General features: G+C 66.7%; 18 protein-coding genes and 1 tRNA gene. 12 read left to right on the top strand and 7 right to left on the bottom strand.

Features of this window, described 5'->3' with window-relative positions; genetic code table 11:
• Window positions 1–5: 5 nt before the first annotated feature.
• The 3 genes from hemC to H6P80_RS01690 all read left to right on the top strand — a co-directional run bounded on the left by hemC (window position 6) and on the right by H6P80_RS01690 (window position 2,661).
• The gene (gene hemC / locus H6P80_RS01700; RefSeq protein WP_185799616.1) at window positions 6–941 is read left to right on the top strand and encodes a hydroxymethylbilane synthase; all 936 of its coding nucleotides are present in this window, start codon (window positions 6–8) and stop codon (window positions 939–941) included.
• A gap of 7 nt (window positions 942–948) precedes the next feature.
• Window positions 949–1,626: a uroporphyrinogen-III synthase gene (locus H6P80_RS01695; RefSeq protein ID WP_185799615.1), complete on the top strand. Its 678-nt coding sequence runs from the start codon at window positions 949–951 to the stop codon at window positions 1,624–1,626.
• Window positions 1,627–1,698: 72 nt separating this feature from the next.
• The gene (locus H6P80_RS01690) at window positions 1,699–2,661 is read left to right on the top strand and encodes a hypothetical protein (RefSeq protein WP_185799614.1); all 963 of its coding nucleotides are present in this window, start codon (window positions 1,699–1,701) and stop codon (window positions 2,659–2,661) included.
• Window positions 2,662–2,664: 3 nt separating this feature from the next.
• Here the strand turns inward: H6P80_RS01690 and H6P80_RS01685 are convergent, their stop codons facing one another.
• Window positions 2,665–3,537, bottom strand: a complete 873-nt coding sequence (locus tag H6P80_RS01685; protein ID WP_185799613.1) for an HpcH/HpaI aldolase/citrate lyase family protein — start codon at window positions 3,535–3,537, stop codon at window positions 2,665–2,667.
• 18 nt (window positions 3,538–3,555) lie between these two features.
• Window positions 3,556–3,879: a hypothetical protein gene (locus tag H6P80_RS01680; protein WP_185799612.1), complete on the bottom strand. Its 324-nt coding sequence runs from the start codon at window positions 3,877–3,879 to the stop codon at window positions 3,556–3,558.
• A gap of 158 nt (window positions 3,880–4,037) precedes the next feature.
• Here H6P80_RS01680 and H6P80_RS01675 point away from each other — a divergent pair, with 158 nt between their 5' ends.
• On the top strand, window positions 4,038–4,643 hold the full coding sequence (locus H6P80_RS01675; protein WP_185799611.1) for a DUF6445 family protein: 606 nt from the start codon (window positions 4,038–4,040) through the stop codon (window positions 4,641–4,643).
• A gap of 146 nt (window positions 4,644–4,789) precedes the next feature.
• Here the strand turns inward: H6P80_RS01675 and amaB are convergent, their stop codons facing one another.
• Both amaB and H6P80_RS01665 read right to left on the bottom strand, forming a co-directional pair.
• A complete protein-coding gene (gene amaB, locus H6P80_RS01670) occupies window positions 4,790–6,292 on the bottom strand; it encodes an L-piperidine-6-carboxylate dehydrogenase (RefSeq protein WP_185799610.1) in 1,503 nt (500 codons plus the stop codon).
• Window positions 6,293–6,361: 69 nt separating this feature from the next.
• Entirely contained in the window at window positions 6,362–6,979 is a 618-nt protein-coding gene (locus H6P80_RS01665; RefSeq protein WP_185799609.1) for a LysE family translocator, read from the bottom strand.
• Between the two features lie 73 nt (window positions 6,980–7,052).
• Between H6P80_RS01665 and H6P80_RS01660 the strand changes: the two genes are divergently transcribed.
• Window positions 7,053–7,505 carry an Lrp/AsnC family transcriptional regulator gene (locus H6P80_RS01660; RefSeq protein ID WP_185799608.1) on the top strand — a complete coding sequence of 151 codons (453 nt, stop codon included), beginning with the start codon at window positions 7,053–7,055 and terminating at the stop codon, window positions 7,503–7,505.
• A gap of 52 nt (window positions 7,506–7,557) precedes the next feature.
• Here the strand turns inward: H6P80_RS01660 and H6P80_RS01655 are convergent.
• A tRNA-Gly gene (locus H6P80_RS01655) sits at window positions 7,558–7,632 on the bottom strand.
• A gap of 132 nt (window positions 7,633–7,764) precedes the next feature.
• Between H6P80_RS01655 and H6P80_RS01650 the strand changes: the two genes are divergently transcribed.
• The 5 genes from H6P80_RS01650 (at window position 7,765) to H6P80_RS01630 (ending at window position 11,487) form a co-directional block, all read left to right on the top strand.
• Window positions 7,765–8,838 (top strand): GSCFA domain-containing protein, encoded by a 1,074-nt coding sequence (locus H6P80_RS01650; RefSeq protein ID WP_185799607.1) that lies wholly within the window; start codon window positions 7,765–7,767, stop codon window positions 8,836–8,838.
• 10 nt (window positions 8,839–8,848) lie between these two features.
• Complete coding sequence (locus H6P80_RS01645; protein ID WP_185799606.1) at window positions 8,849–9,643, top strand: hypothetical protein; 795 nt, start codon at window positions 8,849–8,851, stop codon at window positions 9,641–9,643.
• Window positions 9,644–9,729: 86 nt separating this feature from the next.
• Entirely contained in the window at window positions 9,730–10,626 is an 897-nt protein-coding gene (locus H6P80_RS01640) for a tetratricopeptide repeat protein (RefSeq protein ID WP_185800934.1), read from the top strand.
• A complete protein-coding gene (locus tag H6P80_RS01635) occupies window positions 10,626–11,273 on the top strand; it encodes an LON peptidase substrate-binding domain-containing protein (protein WP_185799605.1) in 648 nt (215 codons plus the stop codon). Before H6P80_RS01640 ends, H6P80_RS01635 begins: the two co-directional genes overlap by 1 nt.
• Before the next feature lie 10 nt (window positions 11,274–11,283).
• Window positions 11,284–11,487 (top strand): Trm112 family protein, encoded by a 204-nt coding sequence (locus H6P80_RS01630; RefSeq protein WP_185799604.1) that lies wholly within the window; start codon window positions 11,284–11,286, stop codon window positions 11,485–11,487.
• Here the strand turns inward: H6P80_RS01630 and H6P80_RS01625 are convergent.
• Window positions 11,463–12,383, bottom strand: a complete 921-nt coding sequence (locus tag H6P80_RS01625) for a LysR family transcriptional regulator (RefSeq protein ID WP_185799603.1) — start codon at window positions 12,381–12,383, stop codon at window positions 11,463–11,465. The two genes, H6P80_RS01630 and H6P80_RS01625, sit on opposite strands and share 25 nt — an antisense overlap.
• 150 nt (window positions 12,384–12,533) lie before the next feature.
• On the opposite strand from H6P80_RS01625, the gene H6P80_RS01620 reads away from it, so the two are divergent.
• Window positions 12,534–12,842, top strand: a complete 309-nt coding sequence (locus H6P80_RS01620) for a UrcA family protein (RefSeq protein ID WP_185799602.1) — start codon at window positions 12,534–12,536, stop codon at window positions 12,840–12,842.
• 65 nt (window positions 12,843–12,907) lie between these two features.
• Here the strand turns inward: H6P80_RS01620 and H6P80_RS01615 are convergent, their stop codons facing one another.
• Window positions 12,908–14,140, bottom strand: a complete 1,233-nt coding sequence (locus H6P80_RS01615) for a UbiH/UbiF/VisC/COQ6 family ubiquinone biosynthesis hydroxylase (RefSeq protein WP_185799601.1) — start codon at window positions 14,138–14,140, stop codon at window positions 12,908–12,910.
• Between the two features lie 120 nt (window positions 14,141–14,260).
• On the opposite strand from H6P80_RS01615, the gene H6P80_RS01610 reads away from it, so the two are divergent.
• A complete protein-coding gene (locus H6P80_RS01610) occupies window positions 14,261–16,567 on the top strand; it encodes an FtsK/SpoIIIE family DNA translocase (RefSeq protein WP_185799600.1) in 2,307 nt (768 codons plus the stop codon).
• Window positions 16,568–16,636 lie beyond the last annotated feature (69 nt).

Here is a 16,636-nt window from a genome sequence, read left to right as displayed (position 1 = left end):
GCCCGATGAACCCGCCGCCAGCCCTGCCCCTGCGCCTCGGCACCCGTGGATCGCCGCTTGCCCTGGCGCAGGCGGAGCTGACCAAGGCCGCGCTGATCGCGGCGCACGGGCTCGATCCCGCCGATATCCTGATCGTTCCGGTGAAAACGACCGGGGACAAGGTGCAGGACCGGCCGCTCGCCGAAATCGGCGGTAAGGCGCTCTGGACCAAGGAGCTCGATCGGGCGCTCGCCGCCGGAGACATCGATTTCGCCGTGCATTCGATGAAGGATGTCGAGACGATCCGGCCCGCCGAAATCGCGATCGCCGCGATCCTGCCCCGCGCCGATGTCCGCGATCGGCTGATCGGCGCGCAGGGCGTCGAAGATCTGTCCGAAGGCGCGCGGATCGGCACGTCCTCGCCGCGCCGCGCCGCGCAGATGCTGGCGCTGCGGCCCGACTGCCGGATCAAGACCTTGCGGGGCAATGTCGCCACCCGCCTCGCCGCGGTCGAAACGGGCGCGGTCGATGCGACCTTGCTGGCAGCGGCCGGGCTCGACCGGCTCGGCCATGGCGAAATCGGCGCCGCGATCGCGACCGAAACCTTGCTGCCGGCGGCGCAGCAAGGCGCGATCGGCATCGAGACGCTGGCCGAAAGGGCCGAAATCCGGGCCTTGCTCGGCGCGCTCGACGACCAGGCCAGCGCCCTTTGCGTCGCCGCGGAGCGCGCCTTCCTGTTCGCGCTCGGCGCCGATTGCCATTCGCCGGTCGCCGCGCTCGCGGAAATCGCCGATGGCGTCATGACAGTAAGGGCCCAGATCCTGACGCCCGACGGCAGTGACGCGGTGGCGCGCGCCGCCAGCGCGCAGGCCGGCGACGATCCGGAAAAAATCGCGCAGGATCTGGCGGTTACACTTTACGAGGGCGCGAGCCCCGCCCTGCGCGCCCTGTTCGCCTGGTGAGCATGGCGTGACGTCACGCCTGCTGATCCTGCGGCCGGAACCCGGCGCCTCGGAAACCGCCGCGCGCGCGCAAGCCGCCGGATGGGCCGTCGACAAGGTCCCGCTTTTCAACGTCTTGCCCCTCGACTGGGACGCGCCGGACCCGGCGGGTTTCGATGCTGCCGTCATGACGTCAGCCCATGCCGCGCGGCTTGGCGGGCTCGCGGCTTTCCGCGACCTGCCGCTCTATGCGGTCGGCGAGCGGACCGCCGCCGCCGCGCGCGAAGCGGGGTTCGAGACCATCGTCACCGGATCGGGCGGGGCGGAGGCGATTGCGGAGATGCTGCGGCGGGACGGGCGAAAGCGAATCTTTCATCCCTGCGGCGCGGAAACCCGGCCCTTCGACGAAAGCGGGCTCGAAATCCTCCATTTGCCCGTCTACGCCGCCGAGCCGGCCGAGCCGGGGGCGCTGCGAGACGCGATCGGCGAGAGTGTCATCGCCCTGCTCCATTCGCCGCGCGCCGCGCGTCTCTTTGCCGCCCACTGCGACCGGCTGGGTATCGCGCGGCGCGGAATATCGCTCGCCGCGATCAGCAAGGCCGCGCTCGCCGAAGCCGGATCGGGCTGGAAACGGGCGGTTTCCGCCGAGCGACCCCGCGATGACGCCATGCTCGCCGCCGCCGCGAGGCTTGCATCCTCGCTCTAGGCGCGGCCAAAGCGATCGGGTAAAGCGGCGGCGAAAACCGCCAGAAGGTAGCCCAGAAAGTACCCTCGTCCCATGCCGCGCGACTATGAACCCATCGAACGCGAAGAAACCCCGCAACGCTCGCTCGTCCGCGTGCTGGTGATCGCCGGCGTCGCCTTTCTCGGCGGGCTGATCGCGATGGGCTGGTTTCTCGTCAATTATGGCGGCACGATGGGCGTGCTGGCCGTCGAGGAAGAAGCGGCGCCGTCCGAAGTAAGCCAGGATGCGGTCGCCGCGCTCGAACGCCAGCTCAACGCTGCCGAACCGGGAACCCCCGGCGCCCCGGTCGGCGAAGCGCCCGGCACCGCGGAGATCGAAGCCGAACGGGTGACCCTGTCGCGCCGCGTCGCCGAACTCGAACAGCGGATCGACCGGATCGGCACCCGCGCCGGCGCCGCCGCGGGCAATGCCGACCGCGCCGAAGGACTGCTGGTCGCCTTTGCCGCGCGCCGCGCGCTCGATCGCGGGGTCGCGCTCGGCTATATCGAAGGCCTGCTGCGCGAACGCTTCGGCCGGTCCGCGCCCGAGGCCGTTGCCCGGGTGATCGCCGCTTCGCAGCAACCGGTGACGCTCGACGGCCTGCAATCGCGCCTCAACGAACTCGAGCCCGCGCTGATCGGCATCGGCGAGGACGAAAGCTGGTGGGATGCCGCCCGGCGCGAAATGTCCGAGCTTTTCATATTGCGCCAGGAAGGCACGCCGTCGCCCGCACCGCGCCAGCGTTTCCAGCGGGCGCGCGACAAGCTGGCGGTCGGTCAGGTCGATACCGCGCTCGCCGAGGTGCTGCGCCTGCCGGGGCGCGAAGCCGCCGATCAGTGGATCACCGATGCCCGGCGCTATATCGCGGCGCGCAACGCGCTGGACCGGATCGAGACGATCGCGCTGATGGAACCGCGCATTGCCGAACGGCAGCGCGAACGGGCGTCTGCCGCAAGCCGGTCAAGCGCTCCGGCCGAAACCGCCGCCGAGGAAGCGCATGGCGAGAGCCGCGACTAGCGCCTAGCCTTTTTCCGCCCGCGCCAGCACGCGCTGCGCCTGCACCAGGTGCGGGCGATCCAGCATCTTGCCATCGAGGCCGATCGTCCCGGCATCGGGATGGGCGGCGAACAGCGCGACAATCTCGCGCGCATGCGCCACTTCCGCATCGCTGGGCGTAAAGGCCGCGTTGATGACCGGCACTTGCGCGGGATGGATGGCGAGCTTGCCGGTAAAGCCCTCGCGGCGCCCCGCCTCGCAGTCCGCCTTGAGCCCGTCTTCGTCGCGGAAATCGGCGTAGAGACTATCGACGGGCTGGACGCCCGCCATCACCGCACCGGCGAGGCACAGCGACCGGGCGAGCTTGTAGGTAAAGCTGAGCTCTCCCGAGGCATCGAACTTGCTCGACGCGCCTAGTGCCGCCGACAGGTCTTCCGCGCCCCAGGTCATCGCGGCGAGACGCGGGCTCGCCCCGGCATATCGATCGAGCCCGAACAGGCTTTTCGGCGTCTCGGTAACGATCGCCGCGATGCGGATACCCGGATCGACCCGTTCGACGCCCTCGTGAATCTCCAGAAGCCGCGCCAGCGTGCGCACATCCTCGCCATTCTCGCTCTTGGGCAGGACGATGCCGTCGGGCCGCGCGGCGATCACCACCGCGAGATCGGCCTCCGCGCCGCCCCCGCCCAGCGGGTTTACCCGCACCCAGCGTTGCTGCGCGGACGGCGCGGCATCGCGCAGCGTTTCGACGACCAGGTCGCGCGCCGCAGGCTTGTTCGCCTCGGCCACCGAATCTTCCAGATCGAGGATGATCGCATCGGCATCGCCGGCCAGCGCCTTGGCGATCTTCTTTTCGCTGTCGGCCGGCACGAACAGCCAGCTTCTCGGTTCGGTCATGTCGCGGCGGTCTTCCGGCTAGCTCGTCTCGGGCAGCTCGATGATGCACTGCTGGATGGCGATCGACAGATACTGCCCGGCCTCAAGCTGCTGGGCGCTATCGAGGCCGAGCGCCAGTTCGCGGGCGCGGTCCTCGTCCTCGGCGATCGTCGCGATCACGAATTCATGGGTTTCGGGCGAAAGATTCTGCGCCTGCGCGTCGAGGCAGTCGCACAGCTCTTCGTTGAGATTGCCGGTCGCGTTGCAGGCCGCCGCGAAATCGCCGGCTTCGGGCGCGCTGGTGCAGGCGGCAAGGCCGAGCGGCAGGGCAAGGGCGATAGGGAATAGCGAAAGTCGGTTCATGGCATCCTCCCGGATCGAGTCGGCGAATGATGCCGGATGCGATGCGGGCTGGCAAATGAAACTCCGCGCCGAACGCCCGGCCCGCAGGATCGCCAAGTTGACAGGAGCGGGCGATTGCAACACCCCGCGCGGATGACCGCGCACCGGGAACCGCCGCCATGCTCCCTTCGCTGATCGTTCTCGACGATTTCCTTGCCGATCCGCACGCCGCGCGGCGCCGGGCGCTGGCGCTTGATTACGATCCGAAGTTCAAGCGCGGAAACTATCCCGGCCTGCTTTCGACGAACCCGCTGCCGATCCAGGGGCTCGAAGCGAGCGTTTCGAAGATCGTCGGCCGCCCCGTCGCCCCGGCGCCCGATACCACCCACAATCATTGCCGGCTGACCCTGAAGGCCGACAAGGGAAAGAGCGGCGTCCATGTCGATCCCTGCTTCTATTCGGGGATCCTCTATCTGAGCCTCGACGAGCATTGCCGGGGGGGCACCGATTTCTTCCGCCATCGCCGCACCGGGCTCGACGCGGTGCCCGGCGATCCCGCCAGGATCGCCGCGACCGGCTATGCCGACGCCAACGCGCTGATCGAGGATGTCGTCAACCGGGACACGACCAACGCCGCCAGATGGGAGCGGACGACGCGCGTCCCGATGCGCTTCAACCGGCTGATCCTGTTCAAGCCCTGGCAGTTCCACAATGCCGGGCCGGGTTTCGGCAGTTCGCCGGAAACCGGGCGGCTCGTGCATCTGATGTTCTTCGCGGCGGGGTGATTTTTGTCAGACTCGACCTTGCGGTCGAGCGCCGCACCGGCCCGCACCCCCACCCGGCCTCCCATCAGGATACACTCGTGGGAGGCCGGGTGGGGGTGCGGGCCGGTACGGCGATTTCCCGCTAGGGAAATTCTGACAAACACACCTCAAACGTCGAACGTGATCCCTTGCGCCAGCGGCAGGTCGCGCGACCAGTTCACGGTCGCGGTCTGGCGGCGCATATAGGCTTTCCAGGCGTCCGAGCCGCTTTCGCGCCCGCCCCCGGTTTCCTTTTCGCCGCCGAACGCCCCGCCAATCTCCGCACCCGAGGGGCCGATATTGACGTTGGCGATGCCGCAATCCGAGCCCGAAGCGGCGAGAAACGCCTCGGTCTCGCGGACATCGGTCGAAAAGATGCAGGAGGAGAGCCCCTGCGGCACGCCGTTCTGGAGCGCGATCGCCTCATCCAGATCGCGATATCTGAGCGCGTAGAGGATCGGCGCGAAGGTCTCGCTACGCACGATATCGCTCTGCCCGGGCATCTCGACGATCGCCGGGCGGACATAGGCGGCATCGGGATATTCGTCTTCGAGCGCCCGCCCGCCGCCATGCACGGTGCCGCCCTGCGCCTCGGCCTCTTCCAGCGCCGCCGCCATGGCCGCCAGCGCATCTCCGTCGATCAGCGGGCCGACCAGCGTGCCGCCGGCCAGCGGATCGCCGATGGCGAGCCCGTCATACACCGCCTTCAGCTTGGGCAGCAGGGCGGAGTAAACCTCCTCGTGCACGATCAGCCGGCGCAGGCTCGTGCAGCGCTGGCCGCAGGTGCCGACCGCCGAGAAAGTGATCGCGCGCAGGGCAAGATCGAGGTCCGCCGAAGGCGCGACGATCATCGCATTGTTGCCGCCGAGTTCGAGGATCGAGCGCCCCAGCCGCTTCGCCACGCTTTCGGCGACCGCCCGACCCATCGGCACCGATCCCGTTGCCGAGACAATCGCGACGTCCGGGCTCGCGGCCAGCGCCTCCCCGATATCGCGCCCGCCAAGGGCAAGCTGGATCAGTCCCTCGGGCGCGTCATCGCCGAAGCGCGCCAGCGCGCGCTCGCAGATCTTCTGCACCGCGAGCGCCGTCAACGGCGTCTTTTCCGACGGCTTCCAGATGACGGGATCGCCGCAAACCAATGCCAGCGCCGCATTCCAGCTCCAGACCGCGACCGGGAAGTTGAACGCGCTGATGATCCCGCAGACGCCCATCGGCAGCCAGGTTTCGCGCATCGCATGGCCGGGCCGTTCGGACACGATGGTGAGGCCATGGAGCTGGCGGGAGAGCCCGACCGCGAAATCGCAGATGTCGATCATCTCCTGCACTTCGCCCAGCCCTTCGGGCAGGATCTTCCCGCATTCGAGCGTCACCAGCGCGCCGAGATTGTCCTTCTCCGCGCGCAATTCCTCGCCGAGCAGCCGGACAAGCTCGCCCCGCCGCGGCGCAGGTACATCGCGCCAGGCGCGAAACGCCGCCCTCGCGCGCTCGATCTTCGCGGCGAGCGCGGCCGCATCGTCGGTGGAAAGTTGCGCGATCACGCTGCCGTCGACCGGGGTCGTCACGGCAAGGTCGCCGCCCGAAAGCGCGCCTTCGGCCAGCCCGCAGGCCGCAAGAATATCCCGATGTCCCATAGCATCCGCCTCCTCGCGCCCTTCATAGGGAAGCAAGCGCGAATGGACAGGGTGTGTTTGCGGCACGGTTCAGACCGAGGGAAACACCACCGGATAGAGCGATCCGACGAGCAGCGCGGCGATCGCCACGTTGAAGATCCGCCGCCGCGCGGAATTGCGCAGCAACAGCCGCAATCGCGTTCCGGCCGCTGCCCAGAGGCCGACCGAGGGCAGGTTGACCGCCCCGAAGACCAGGGCAATCAGCGCCAGCCCGACGATCGGATCGGCGGGCGAGGCGTAGACGGTGATCGCCGTCAGCGCCATCGTCCAGGCCTTGGGATTCACCCATTGAAAGAGCGCGGCTTGGAGGAAGGTGAAGGGCTTCGCATCCTCGCCGGCCGCTTCGGGCGCGTCGGCCGATCCTTCCGCCGTCGCGATGCGGTATGCGAGATAGAGCAGATAGCCGATGCTCGCGACCTGCAGCACCGTGCGCGCCGCCGGATAGGCTTCGAACAGCCCGGCAAGGCCGAGTCCGACAAGGCAGACCATCAGCACGAAACCGCCCGACACGCCCAGCATATGGGGGATGGTGCGCCGGAAGCCGAAATTCATCCCCGATGCCATCAGCATCAGATTGTTCGGCCCCGGCGTGATCGACGAGACGAAAGCAAAGGCGGTGAGGCCCAGAAGCGTATCGAGCAAGGTCATGGGTGCATAATAGTTGCATTACACAGATGAATGGTTGCATTTTTTGCGTAATTACGCGCATAATCGACAATAGATGACCGATTTCGACCGTATTGACCGCAATATATTGCACGCGCTCGAAAAGGACGGGCGAATCAGCAATGTCGAGCTCGCGGCCAAGGTGGCGCTCTCGCCCTCGGCCTGCCTGCGCCGCGTCCAGGCGCTCGAACAATCGGGCGCCATTCGCGGCTACCGCGCCATCGTCAGCCCGGAAGCGCGCGGCGTGAACTTTATCGCCTATCTCACCGTCGGCCTTTCCCGTCACACCAAGGCCGAACAGGAGGCGTTCGAGCGCGCCATCGCCAATGCGCCCGAAGTGCGCGAATGCCATAATGTCACCGGAACGGTGGAATATCTTCTGCGCGTCGAGACCGCCGATCTCGCCGCCTATAAGCATTTCCACACAGAGGTGATCGGCGCGATCCCGCAGGTCGCGACGATGATTTCCTATATCGTCATGGAATCGCCGAAGGACGAGCGCTGCTGACCGCGCGCCGCGGCCTTCGCCGTGCTTCTGGAAGAAAATCTCGAGAAGAAAATGGAGCGGGCGAGGCGATTCGAACGCCCGACCCCAACCTTGGCAAGGTTGTGCTCTACCCCTGAGCTACGCCCGCTTAAGCGCCCTTCGTCGGTAGCGGCCAATGCTTGCCACCCTGTGAAGAGGCGGCGCAGCTAGCACGGGATCGGGAAGGGGGCAAGCCTTTAAGGATGACAGCCGCCGGATCCGCCGGGTAAGGATCATGCCCATGGATTCGCCCTATGAAAATCTCGAGGAGCGCGCATTCTGGCGAACCGGCGTCGCCGCCCAGCACCCGCTGACGATCCGGAACCTCTACCGCAAGAAATTCGATATCGCGCCCGACATGCCGGTCGTCACGGCGGGGAGCTGTTTCGCCCAGCATATTGCGCGTTTCATGCGGGCTCGCGGCTTTACCGTGATCGACAAGGAACCACCGCCCGGCGCGATGACACCCGATACCGCGGCGCGCTTCGGCTATGGCCTATTTTCGGCGCGCTACGGCAACATCTATACGACCCGCCAGCTGCTGCAGATCGCGCGCGAAGCCTTTGGCGAACTGGCGATCGACGATCCCGAAGCGTTGATCTGGCAGCGCGAGGGCCGGTATTTCGATGCGATGCGGCCCGGCGTCGAGCCCGAGGGACTGGAAAGCGCGGAGGAGCTTTTCGCGCATCGCGCCCAGCATCTCGACGCGGTGCGCGAGGCGTTTCGCGAGGCGCGGCTGTTCGTGTTCACCTTCGGGCTGACCGAATATTGGGAAGATACGCGCTTCGGCCTGGCCTATCCGACCGCCCCGGGCACGATCGCCGGCCGCTACAATGCCGATCATCATCATTTTCGCAACGCCGAGGCAGGCGAAGTGCTCGACGAGTTCCTGGCCTTCAAACAGCTGATCGAAGCGCATAATCCCGACATCAAGTTCCTGCTCACCGTATCGCCGGTGCCGCTCACCGCGACGGCCTCCGACGCGCATGTGCTCGCGGCGACGACCTATTCGAAATCCGTGCTGCGCGCGGTCGCGGGTACGCTCGAGCAGCGTTTCGACAATGTCGACTATTTCCCGTCCTACGAGATGGTCGCCTCGCCCTTCGCGCGCGGCATGTTCTACGAACCCAATCTGCGCGCGGTGAACCCCGGCGGCGTCGCCGCCGTGATGCGCCTGTTTTTCGCCGAACACCCTGGATCCGGGCCCGCCGAAGGCGAAGACGCGACCGGACGGACGGATGCGCTCGATCCGGCCGACGACGAAGACGATGCGGTCTGCGAGGAAATCCTGCTCGACGCCTTCGCCCCGCGATGATCCGCCCGCGATGATGAGCCTGTTCCGCAAGAAGCGGCTGCGCCTTTGCCTGTTCGGCGATTCGCATCTGGCGGCGCTGAAGCGCCACTGGCTCGACATCGCCAGTCCCGACCGGCCGGTCGATCTCACCTTCATCGCCGGCGTGCGCGACACTTTGACGATGATCGAGGCGCGCGCCGGCTGCCTGCACCCGCGCGACAGGGTGGTGGCCGGGCAGTTCAACAGCCAGCTGGACGGCGCCGACCGTCTCGACACGCGGCAGTTCGACGGCTTCGTCCTGATCGGCCTGGGCTTGCGGTTTCAAACCGCGCTCGCCACGGCCCTGACCTTCGCGGTCCATGGCGCGGGCGAAGGACGAAGGCTGGTCAGCGCGGCGGCCATGCGGGCGGCGATGCGCGATTATCTGCAGCACGCCGCAGCGGTTTCGATCGCGGAAACGCTCCGCGGCGCGACCGACAGGCCGATCTTCGTGCTGCCCCAGGCCATGCCTTCGGAGCGCTTTGCGAAACGGGCCGCCTATCGCGCGCTCGACGGGAACGCGATCGAAACCGCCTATCGCGAGGCATTTGCCGCTATCGCCGCGTTGCTCGACCCCTTCGGCGTGGAAATCCTGGCGCAAGACCCGGAAACGCGTACGGAAAACGGCATGACCCGGGACATCTATTCGGCCGGCTCCGTCCGGATGATCGGCGATCTGGACGTGCCGCACGAAGCCCGCGACCATACCCATATGAACCCCGATTATGGCGCCGTGCAATTGCGGCAGATCCTCGACGCGGCCTCCGCCGCGCGGGCGATCTCCTAGCCACCCCTTGGGTTCTGCCATCCGCTCGCCCATATAGGGCAAAATCATCCAGCAGGAGTCGATACCCCGTGGCTACGCAATTGGGCATGACCGAAGACCAGAAGGCGGAAGTCGAAAAATTCCGCAAGGACGTTGTCGAACCCTCGATGACGCAGCTCGTGATCCTCGATTTCTGGGCGGAATGGTGCGGGCCGTGCAAGCAGCTGACGCCGATCCTCGAAAAGGTCGCCGCCGACTATGCCGACAAGGGCGTGGTGCTGAAAAAGGTGAATGTCGAGGAAGACAAGTTCATCGCCGCGCAGTTCCAGATCCAGTCGATCCCGACCGTCTATGCGATGTACCAGGGCAAGCCGGTCGCCGATCTCGGACCGGCGCGCACCGAAACCGCGCTGAAACAGGCGCTCGACCAGATCCTGACGCAGATTCCGATCGAAGGCGAGGCGCAGCAGAAACAGGCCGAGATCGAGCCGCTGATCGAGATGGGCGAAAATGTGCTGGCCGAGGGCGATGCCGAACGCGCGCTCAACATTTTCGGCCAGATCATGGAAATGGCGCCGACCGAAACCAAGGCGATTTCGGGGTTCGTCCGTGCGCTCGTGGCGATGGGCAAGACCGAGGACGCGAGGGAGATGCTGGCGCAGATTCCCGAAGAAGTTGCCACCGATCCCGAAATCCAGCGCGCGCAATCCGCGCTCGACCTCGCCGGTGACGCGGCGGCCAAGGAAGATACCGGGCCGCTTCAGGCCAAGGTCGACGCCGATCCCGGCGATCATGAGGCTCGGCTCGCGCTCGCCGGCGCGCTGATCGCCAATGGCGATCGCGACGCGGCGGCCGACCATCTGTTCCATATCATTGAGGCCGACCGCGACTGGAACGAGGGCGCGGCGCGGCAAAAGCTGCTCCAGCTGTTCGAGGTTACCGGGCTTGAAGATCCCTGGGTCGCCCAGCAGCGACGCCGGCTTTCCGCGATCCTTTTCGGCTGATGGGCGAAACCCGCGTCCGGCTTTCGATCTTCCCGCTGGCCGGGGCGATCCTGCTGCCCCGTGCGCAGCTGCCGCTCCATATCTTCGAGATGCGCTACCGCGCGCTCGTCAAGGACGCGATGGCCCGGGACCGGCGGATCGCCATGATCCAGCCGCGCGAACCCGAAGAGGATGACAACGAGAATCCGCCGCTCTTCGAAGTCGGCTGCGTCGGCAAGGTCGCCGAGGTCGAGGCGCTGGACGATGGACGGTTCAACGTCATCCTCGAAGGCGTTTCGCGTTTCCGGGTGATCCGCGAACTCGATGTGACGACCCCCTTTCGTCAGATCGAAGGCAGCATCGAGGGCTTTGGCGACGATATCGAACCCGATCCGCTGTCGATCGCCATGCGCGGGGGATTGTTCGACGAATCCCGTAAATTCGCGACCGCGCTCGGCTATGCAGTGGACTGGGACGCGGTGCAGGAGCTGGACGACGAGGCGCTGGTCAACATGATCACCCAGGTCGCGCCGTTCGACATCGCCTCGAAACAGGCGCTGCTCGAAGCGGCAAGCATGGAAGAACGGTCCGAAATGCTGATCCAGTTCATGGAATTTTTCCGTATGCACCAGGCCACGGGCGGCGACGACCGCGCGACATTGCAGTGAAGCTGAGGCCATGAGCGAGCGCGGGACGGAACCCGGCTTCGATCAGGCGCTGCTGGAAATCCTGGTTTGCCCGCTCACCCGCACCCGGCTGCGCTATGACCCGGCAACGCGAGAGCTCGTCTCGGACGCGGCAGGGCTCGCCTATCCGGTGCGAGGCGGCGTGCCCGTTATGATCGCCGAAGAGGCGCGTCAGCTGGCGGCGGCTTCGGATTGACCCGCCTCGATTGACAGCGCCGCGCGCTTGAGTTCCGCCGCGAGAAAATCGATCACCGCGCGGACCCGCGGGGTATGGCGCAGCCGCTCATGGGTGAGCAGCCACAGGCCGTGATCCTTGTCCGAACGCGGCGGCAGGCAACGGACCAGCTCGGGATCGCCTTCGGCGATGAACATCGGCAGCACGGCAAGGCCGAGCCCGGCGCGCACCGCCGAAAGCATGCCGGTCGCCGAACTGTGATGCATCGAGACCCGGCCCTCGAGATTATTGTGCTGCAACCAGTCGCGATAGGCGGGCCACACCCGGGTGCCGCCGCCGCCGACGAAGCTGTGCGCCAAAAGCTCGGCGCGGCTATGGGGCGCGCCATGGGCCTCGGCATAGGATCGGCTGCAATAGACGGTCCAGGGATCGTCGGCGATCCGCCGGCCGACAAGCCCCGCGCCTTCGGGCGGGCCCTTGCTGGTGCGCAGCGCGATATCGGCGGCGCCGGCAGCGAGGTCGAGCACCTCCCCCGACGTATCGACCTCGATCGTGATGCCGGGAAAGGCATCGCGTAAACGGCCGAGTATCGGCACCAGCACCGTCACCGCATAGATATCGCCGGTCGTGAAGCGGACGGTACCGCTGACTTCGCGCGATTGCGACGCCGCAAGGTCCGCAAAATCTGCGGCGGCCTCGCCAACGCCGCGCGCCCGCGCGATCAGCGCCTCGCCGACCGGGGTCAGCACATAGCCGGTTTGCCGTTTTTCGAAGAGCGCCAGGCCCAGCTCTTCCTCCAGCGCCGCGATCCGCCGCGCGGCGGTTGTCTGGCTGACCCGCAGCATCTGCCCGGCGCCGCGCGTGCTGCCGGTTTCGGCAACCGCGAGGAAATAACGAAGATCGTTCCAGTCAAGCATATCGGCCTATCTCGGTATCCGGTTGGGGACCGCCATTCTGCATTTTTGCAGAACGCATGTGCAACATCGTTGTTAGTTGCGTTTTGAAACTTATGCTATTCCATAATTCGCGTCGACGCTTTTCCTCCCCAAGGACAAAAGGACCAAGCCATGAAAGCCCTGATTACCATCCTGATCCCCGGAGCCATGCTCCTCGGGGCCCTCTCCCCTTCGCCCGCGCTCGCCGAGCCCGTATCGGCAGACCCCGCCTCGGCAGCGGTGAGCTTTGACGACCTCAACCTCAACGATCCGGCCGATCGCAGCATATTGCAGCGCCGCGTGCGCGCCGCGGCGCAGGAGGTGTGCGGCACCGGCTACAGCTTCGATCTTCGCGGCCGCAACCAGGCCCGCGAATGTGTCGCGCTGACCGTGCAAAGCGTTGCCCTGCCCCAGCCGAGCGCCCTCGCTTCGGCCGAATAGCCCAAAGCCCGTCTCCAGGGCTCTCCTCAGCCGCCGTCCCTCCCCCGGGGCGGCGGCTTTTTTCGCTAGACGGTGACGCCCTGCAACAGCAGCGGCAGTTTTCCGCTCGATCCGCGCGCCTCGTCGACGAATTTGCGCTTGAGCGGCGGGATCCGGCCGACCGCGCCGAGGCCGAAGCGGCGGATGCGCGAGGCCGTTTTCCCGGGCACGCCGAACAGCCGGGTGAGCCCGTCGGTCGCCATCGCCACCATCAGGGTGTCGAGCCCGCGCCAGCGTTCGTACCGCTCCATCAGCTGCGCATCGCCGAGATCCATGCCGAGCCGCGCGCCCTCGACCAGCACCTGCGTCAGCGCCGCGACGTCGCGAAAGCCGACATTGAGCCCTTGCCCGGCGATCGGGTGCATGCCGTGGGCGCTGTCGCCGACCAGCGCCAGCCGGTCGGCGGTGATCTTGGCGGCATTATGGAAACCCAGCGGATAGGCCGAGCGCGGCGCGGCGAGCGAAACTTCGCCCAGAAAGCCGTCCATCCGCTTGTGCACTTCGGCCAGAAAAGCGCGCTCGTTCATCGCCAGGGTCGCCGGACCGTCCTTTTCGGGTACGCTCCAGACCAGCGCCGAACGGTGGCCGTTTGTATCGCCGAGCATCGGCAGGATGGCAAACGGCCCTTCGGCGTAGAAAATCTCATAGGCGATATTGCCGTGCGGCTTTTCATGGTTGAGACAGGCGACGATCGCATGATGGGGATAGCGCCAGCGCGCAATTTTGAGCCCCGCCGCCTCCCGCGTCGAAGAGTTGCGTCCTTCGGCGCCGACCAGCAGCGGCGCGGACAATAGCGTGCCGTCGTCCAAAGTGACCGTGACCCCGCCGGCGCCGCGTTCCACATCCGCGGCGCTCCGCCCCATATAGAGCGCCACATGCTCGGCCTTTTGCGCGGCTTCGAACAGGGTCGCGCGCAACAGCCGGTTTTCGAACATGATGCCGAGCGGGCCTTCGTCCTCCGCCGGTTCGAAATCGAGCGCGCCGGGCTCCATCCCTTCGCTGACCCGGATCGTCGATATCGGGCAGCCCTTGCCCTCCAGCGCCTCGCCGAGCCCGATCGCCTGGAGCATCTTCCAGCTCGCGCTCGCCACCGCGGAAACCCGGCCATCATAGCTCGTATCGAGCAGCGCTTCGGCCGGCATCCGGTCCACCACCGCGCAGGAAAGACCATGCGCGTCGAGCGCCAGCGCCAGGGTCTGGCCGACCAGCCCGCCGCCCAAAATGATCACATCGCTGCTTTTGATACCGTTCGTCGCCATGGGGACTCGCTTTAACGCACGAAAAGCCGCCCGAACAGCGCCCAAAGCTTGACGCCGAGTCCGCGGGCAGCGCATTACGGGCGAAAGTGGAACATTTGGCGCACAAACGGGGAGGCGCAGATGGCGAGTAGCGGTCTGGCGGCACAAATGCCGGCCTGGCGAGACGCAATGCGGCGAGCGGCCCAGCGGTCGACGGCGCTGCTGGTTTCGCTCGGCCTGATGCTGCTGACCCTCCTGATCGGGCTCGCGCTGGTCAGCTATCGGCCCAGCGACCCGGCCTTCAACACCTCCGCGCCGGGCCCCGCCCAGAACTGGCTGGGCAGCGTCGGCGCCTATGGTTCGGAATTCCTGCTGCTCTTCTTCGGCCCGCTGGCCGGGCTGTTGCTGCCGCTCATGGCGCTCGTCGCGCTGCGGCTCTGGCGCGATGCCCCGCTCGGCAACTGGGCGCGCTCCGCGCTGGTCATCGGCGTCGCGATCATGCTGATCGGATCGGCCTTCACCCTGATTTCAGGGCCCGGCGTTCGCGGCCTGCCGCTCGGCTTTGGCGGCGTGCTCGGCTATGCGGGCGGCGCGCTGCTCGGCGGGCTCACCGGCCTGTTCGGCAATGCCGACATCGCCCGCTATGCCGGCTGGGCGCTGGCCGCGCTCGCCTTCACCGGCGGCGCCTATCTCTGGTATCGCGGCCTGGCTCTCGACGAGAGCGAGCGCGCCTTCCTGTTCCGCCGGGGCGATGGCCGCAAGCCGGTGAAGATCACCGAAGCCCCCAAGGCGAAGCTCGCCGATCCCCAGAAACCGCAACCGCGCAAGAAGGTCGCGCCGCCCGAAACCGAAGCGCGCGCGCCGATCATCAGCGATCCGCGCTCGCAGCGTCCGGCGGCGGCGGGACAGAAGCCGCGCCAGCGTTCGCTCAACCTCGCCTATGACCTGCCGGGCATCGAACTGCTCACGCCGCCCGCCGAACAGCGCGGCGTGGCGCTCGACAAGGCAGCGCTCGAGCGGAACGCCCGGCTGCTCGAATCCGTGCTCGACGATTTCAAGGTAAAAGGCGAAATCGTCGAGGTCCGCCCCGGCCCCGTCGTGACGATGTACGAACTCGAACCGGAAAGCGGCATCAAGGCCAGCCGCGTCATCCAGCTCGCCGACGATATCGCCCGCAACATGAGCGCGATTTCGGCGCGCGTCGCCGTGATCCCCGGCCGCAGCGTGATCGGCATCGAGCTGCCCAACGCCAAGCGCGAAATGGTCGTGCTCAGCGAAATGATCGGCAGCGCCGCCTATGAGGACAATACCGCGAAGCTGCCGATCATCCTCGGCAAGAATATCGCCGGCGACCCGGTAATCGCCGATCTCGCGCCGATGCCGCATCTGCTCGTCGCGGGCACCACCGGTTCGGGCAAGTCGGTCGGTCTCAACTGCATGATCCTCTCGCTGCTCTACCGGATGACGCCGGAGGAATGCCGGCTGATCATGATCGATCCGAAGATGCTGGAACTCTCGATCTACGACGATATCCCGCATCTGCTCTCGCCGGTCGTCACCGAACCCGCGAAAGCCATTCGCGCGCTCAAATGGGCGGTCGAGCAGATGGAGGATCGCTACCGGATGATGGCCTCGCTTTCGGTGCGCTCTCTGCAGGGCTTCAACGACAAGGTCCGCCAGGCCAAGGCCAAGGGCAAGCCGCTCGGCCGCCGCGTGCAGACCGGTTATGACGCCGATAGCGGCCAGCCGATCTACGAGGAAGAAGAGCTGGAATTCGAGCCGCTGCCGCAGATCGTGGTGGTGGTCGACGAGCTTGCCGACCTGATGATGACGGCGGGCAAGGAGGTCGAATTCCTGATCCAGCGGCTGGCGCAGAAGGCCCGCGCCGCCGGCATCCACCTGATCATGGCCACCCAGCGCCCCTCGGTCGACGTCATCACCGGCGTGATCAAGGCGAACCTGCCGACGCGGATCAGCTATCAGGTGACCTCCAAGATCGACAGCCGGACGATCCTGGGCGAACAGGGCGCCGAACAATTGCTCGGCAAGGGCGACATGCTCTACATGCCCGGCGGCAAGCAGATCGCCCGCGTGCATTGCCCCTTCGTTTCCGATGAGGAAGTCCGCAGGGTCGCCGATCACTGGCGCGAACAGGGCCAGCCCGATTACATCCAGGCCGTGACCGAAGAGCCCGAGGACGGCGGCTATACGTTCGACGGCCAGCCGGCGGGCGAGGATTCGGCCGAAGACCAGCTGTATCGCAAGGCCTGCCAGATCGTCGCCGAGAGCCAGAAGGCCTCGACCAGCTATCTGCAGCGCCAGCTGCGGGTCGGCTACAACAATGCGGCGCGCCTGATCGAGCGGATGGAGACCGAGGGCAAGGTGTCCCAGGCCAACCATGTCGGCCGGCGCGAAGTGCTGATCGATCTCGAGGGCAATCCGGCCTGACGCGCCCCGCCAGCTGAACCGGATGCAACCATGAGGTTCAGTTTGCGTTCAATGGGCGATCGGCAGTAA

Origin of the sequence: Parasphingopyxis marina (genome assembly GCF_014237875.1) — a bacterium.
GTDB lineage: Bacteria > Pseudomonadota > Alphaproteobacteria > Sphingomonadales > Sphingomonadaceae > Parasphingopyxis > Parasphingopyxis marina.
This window is presented reverse-complemented; position numbering and strand designations above follow the sequence as displayed.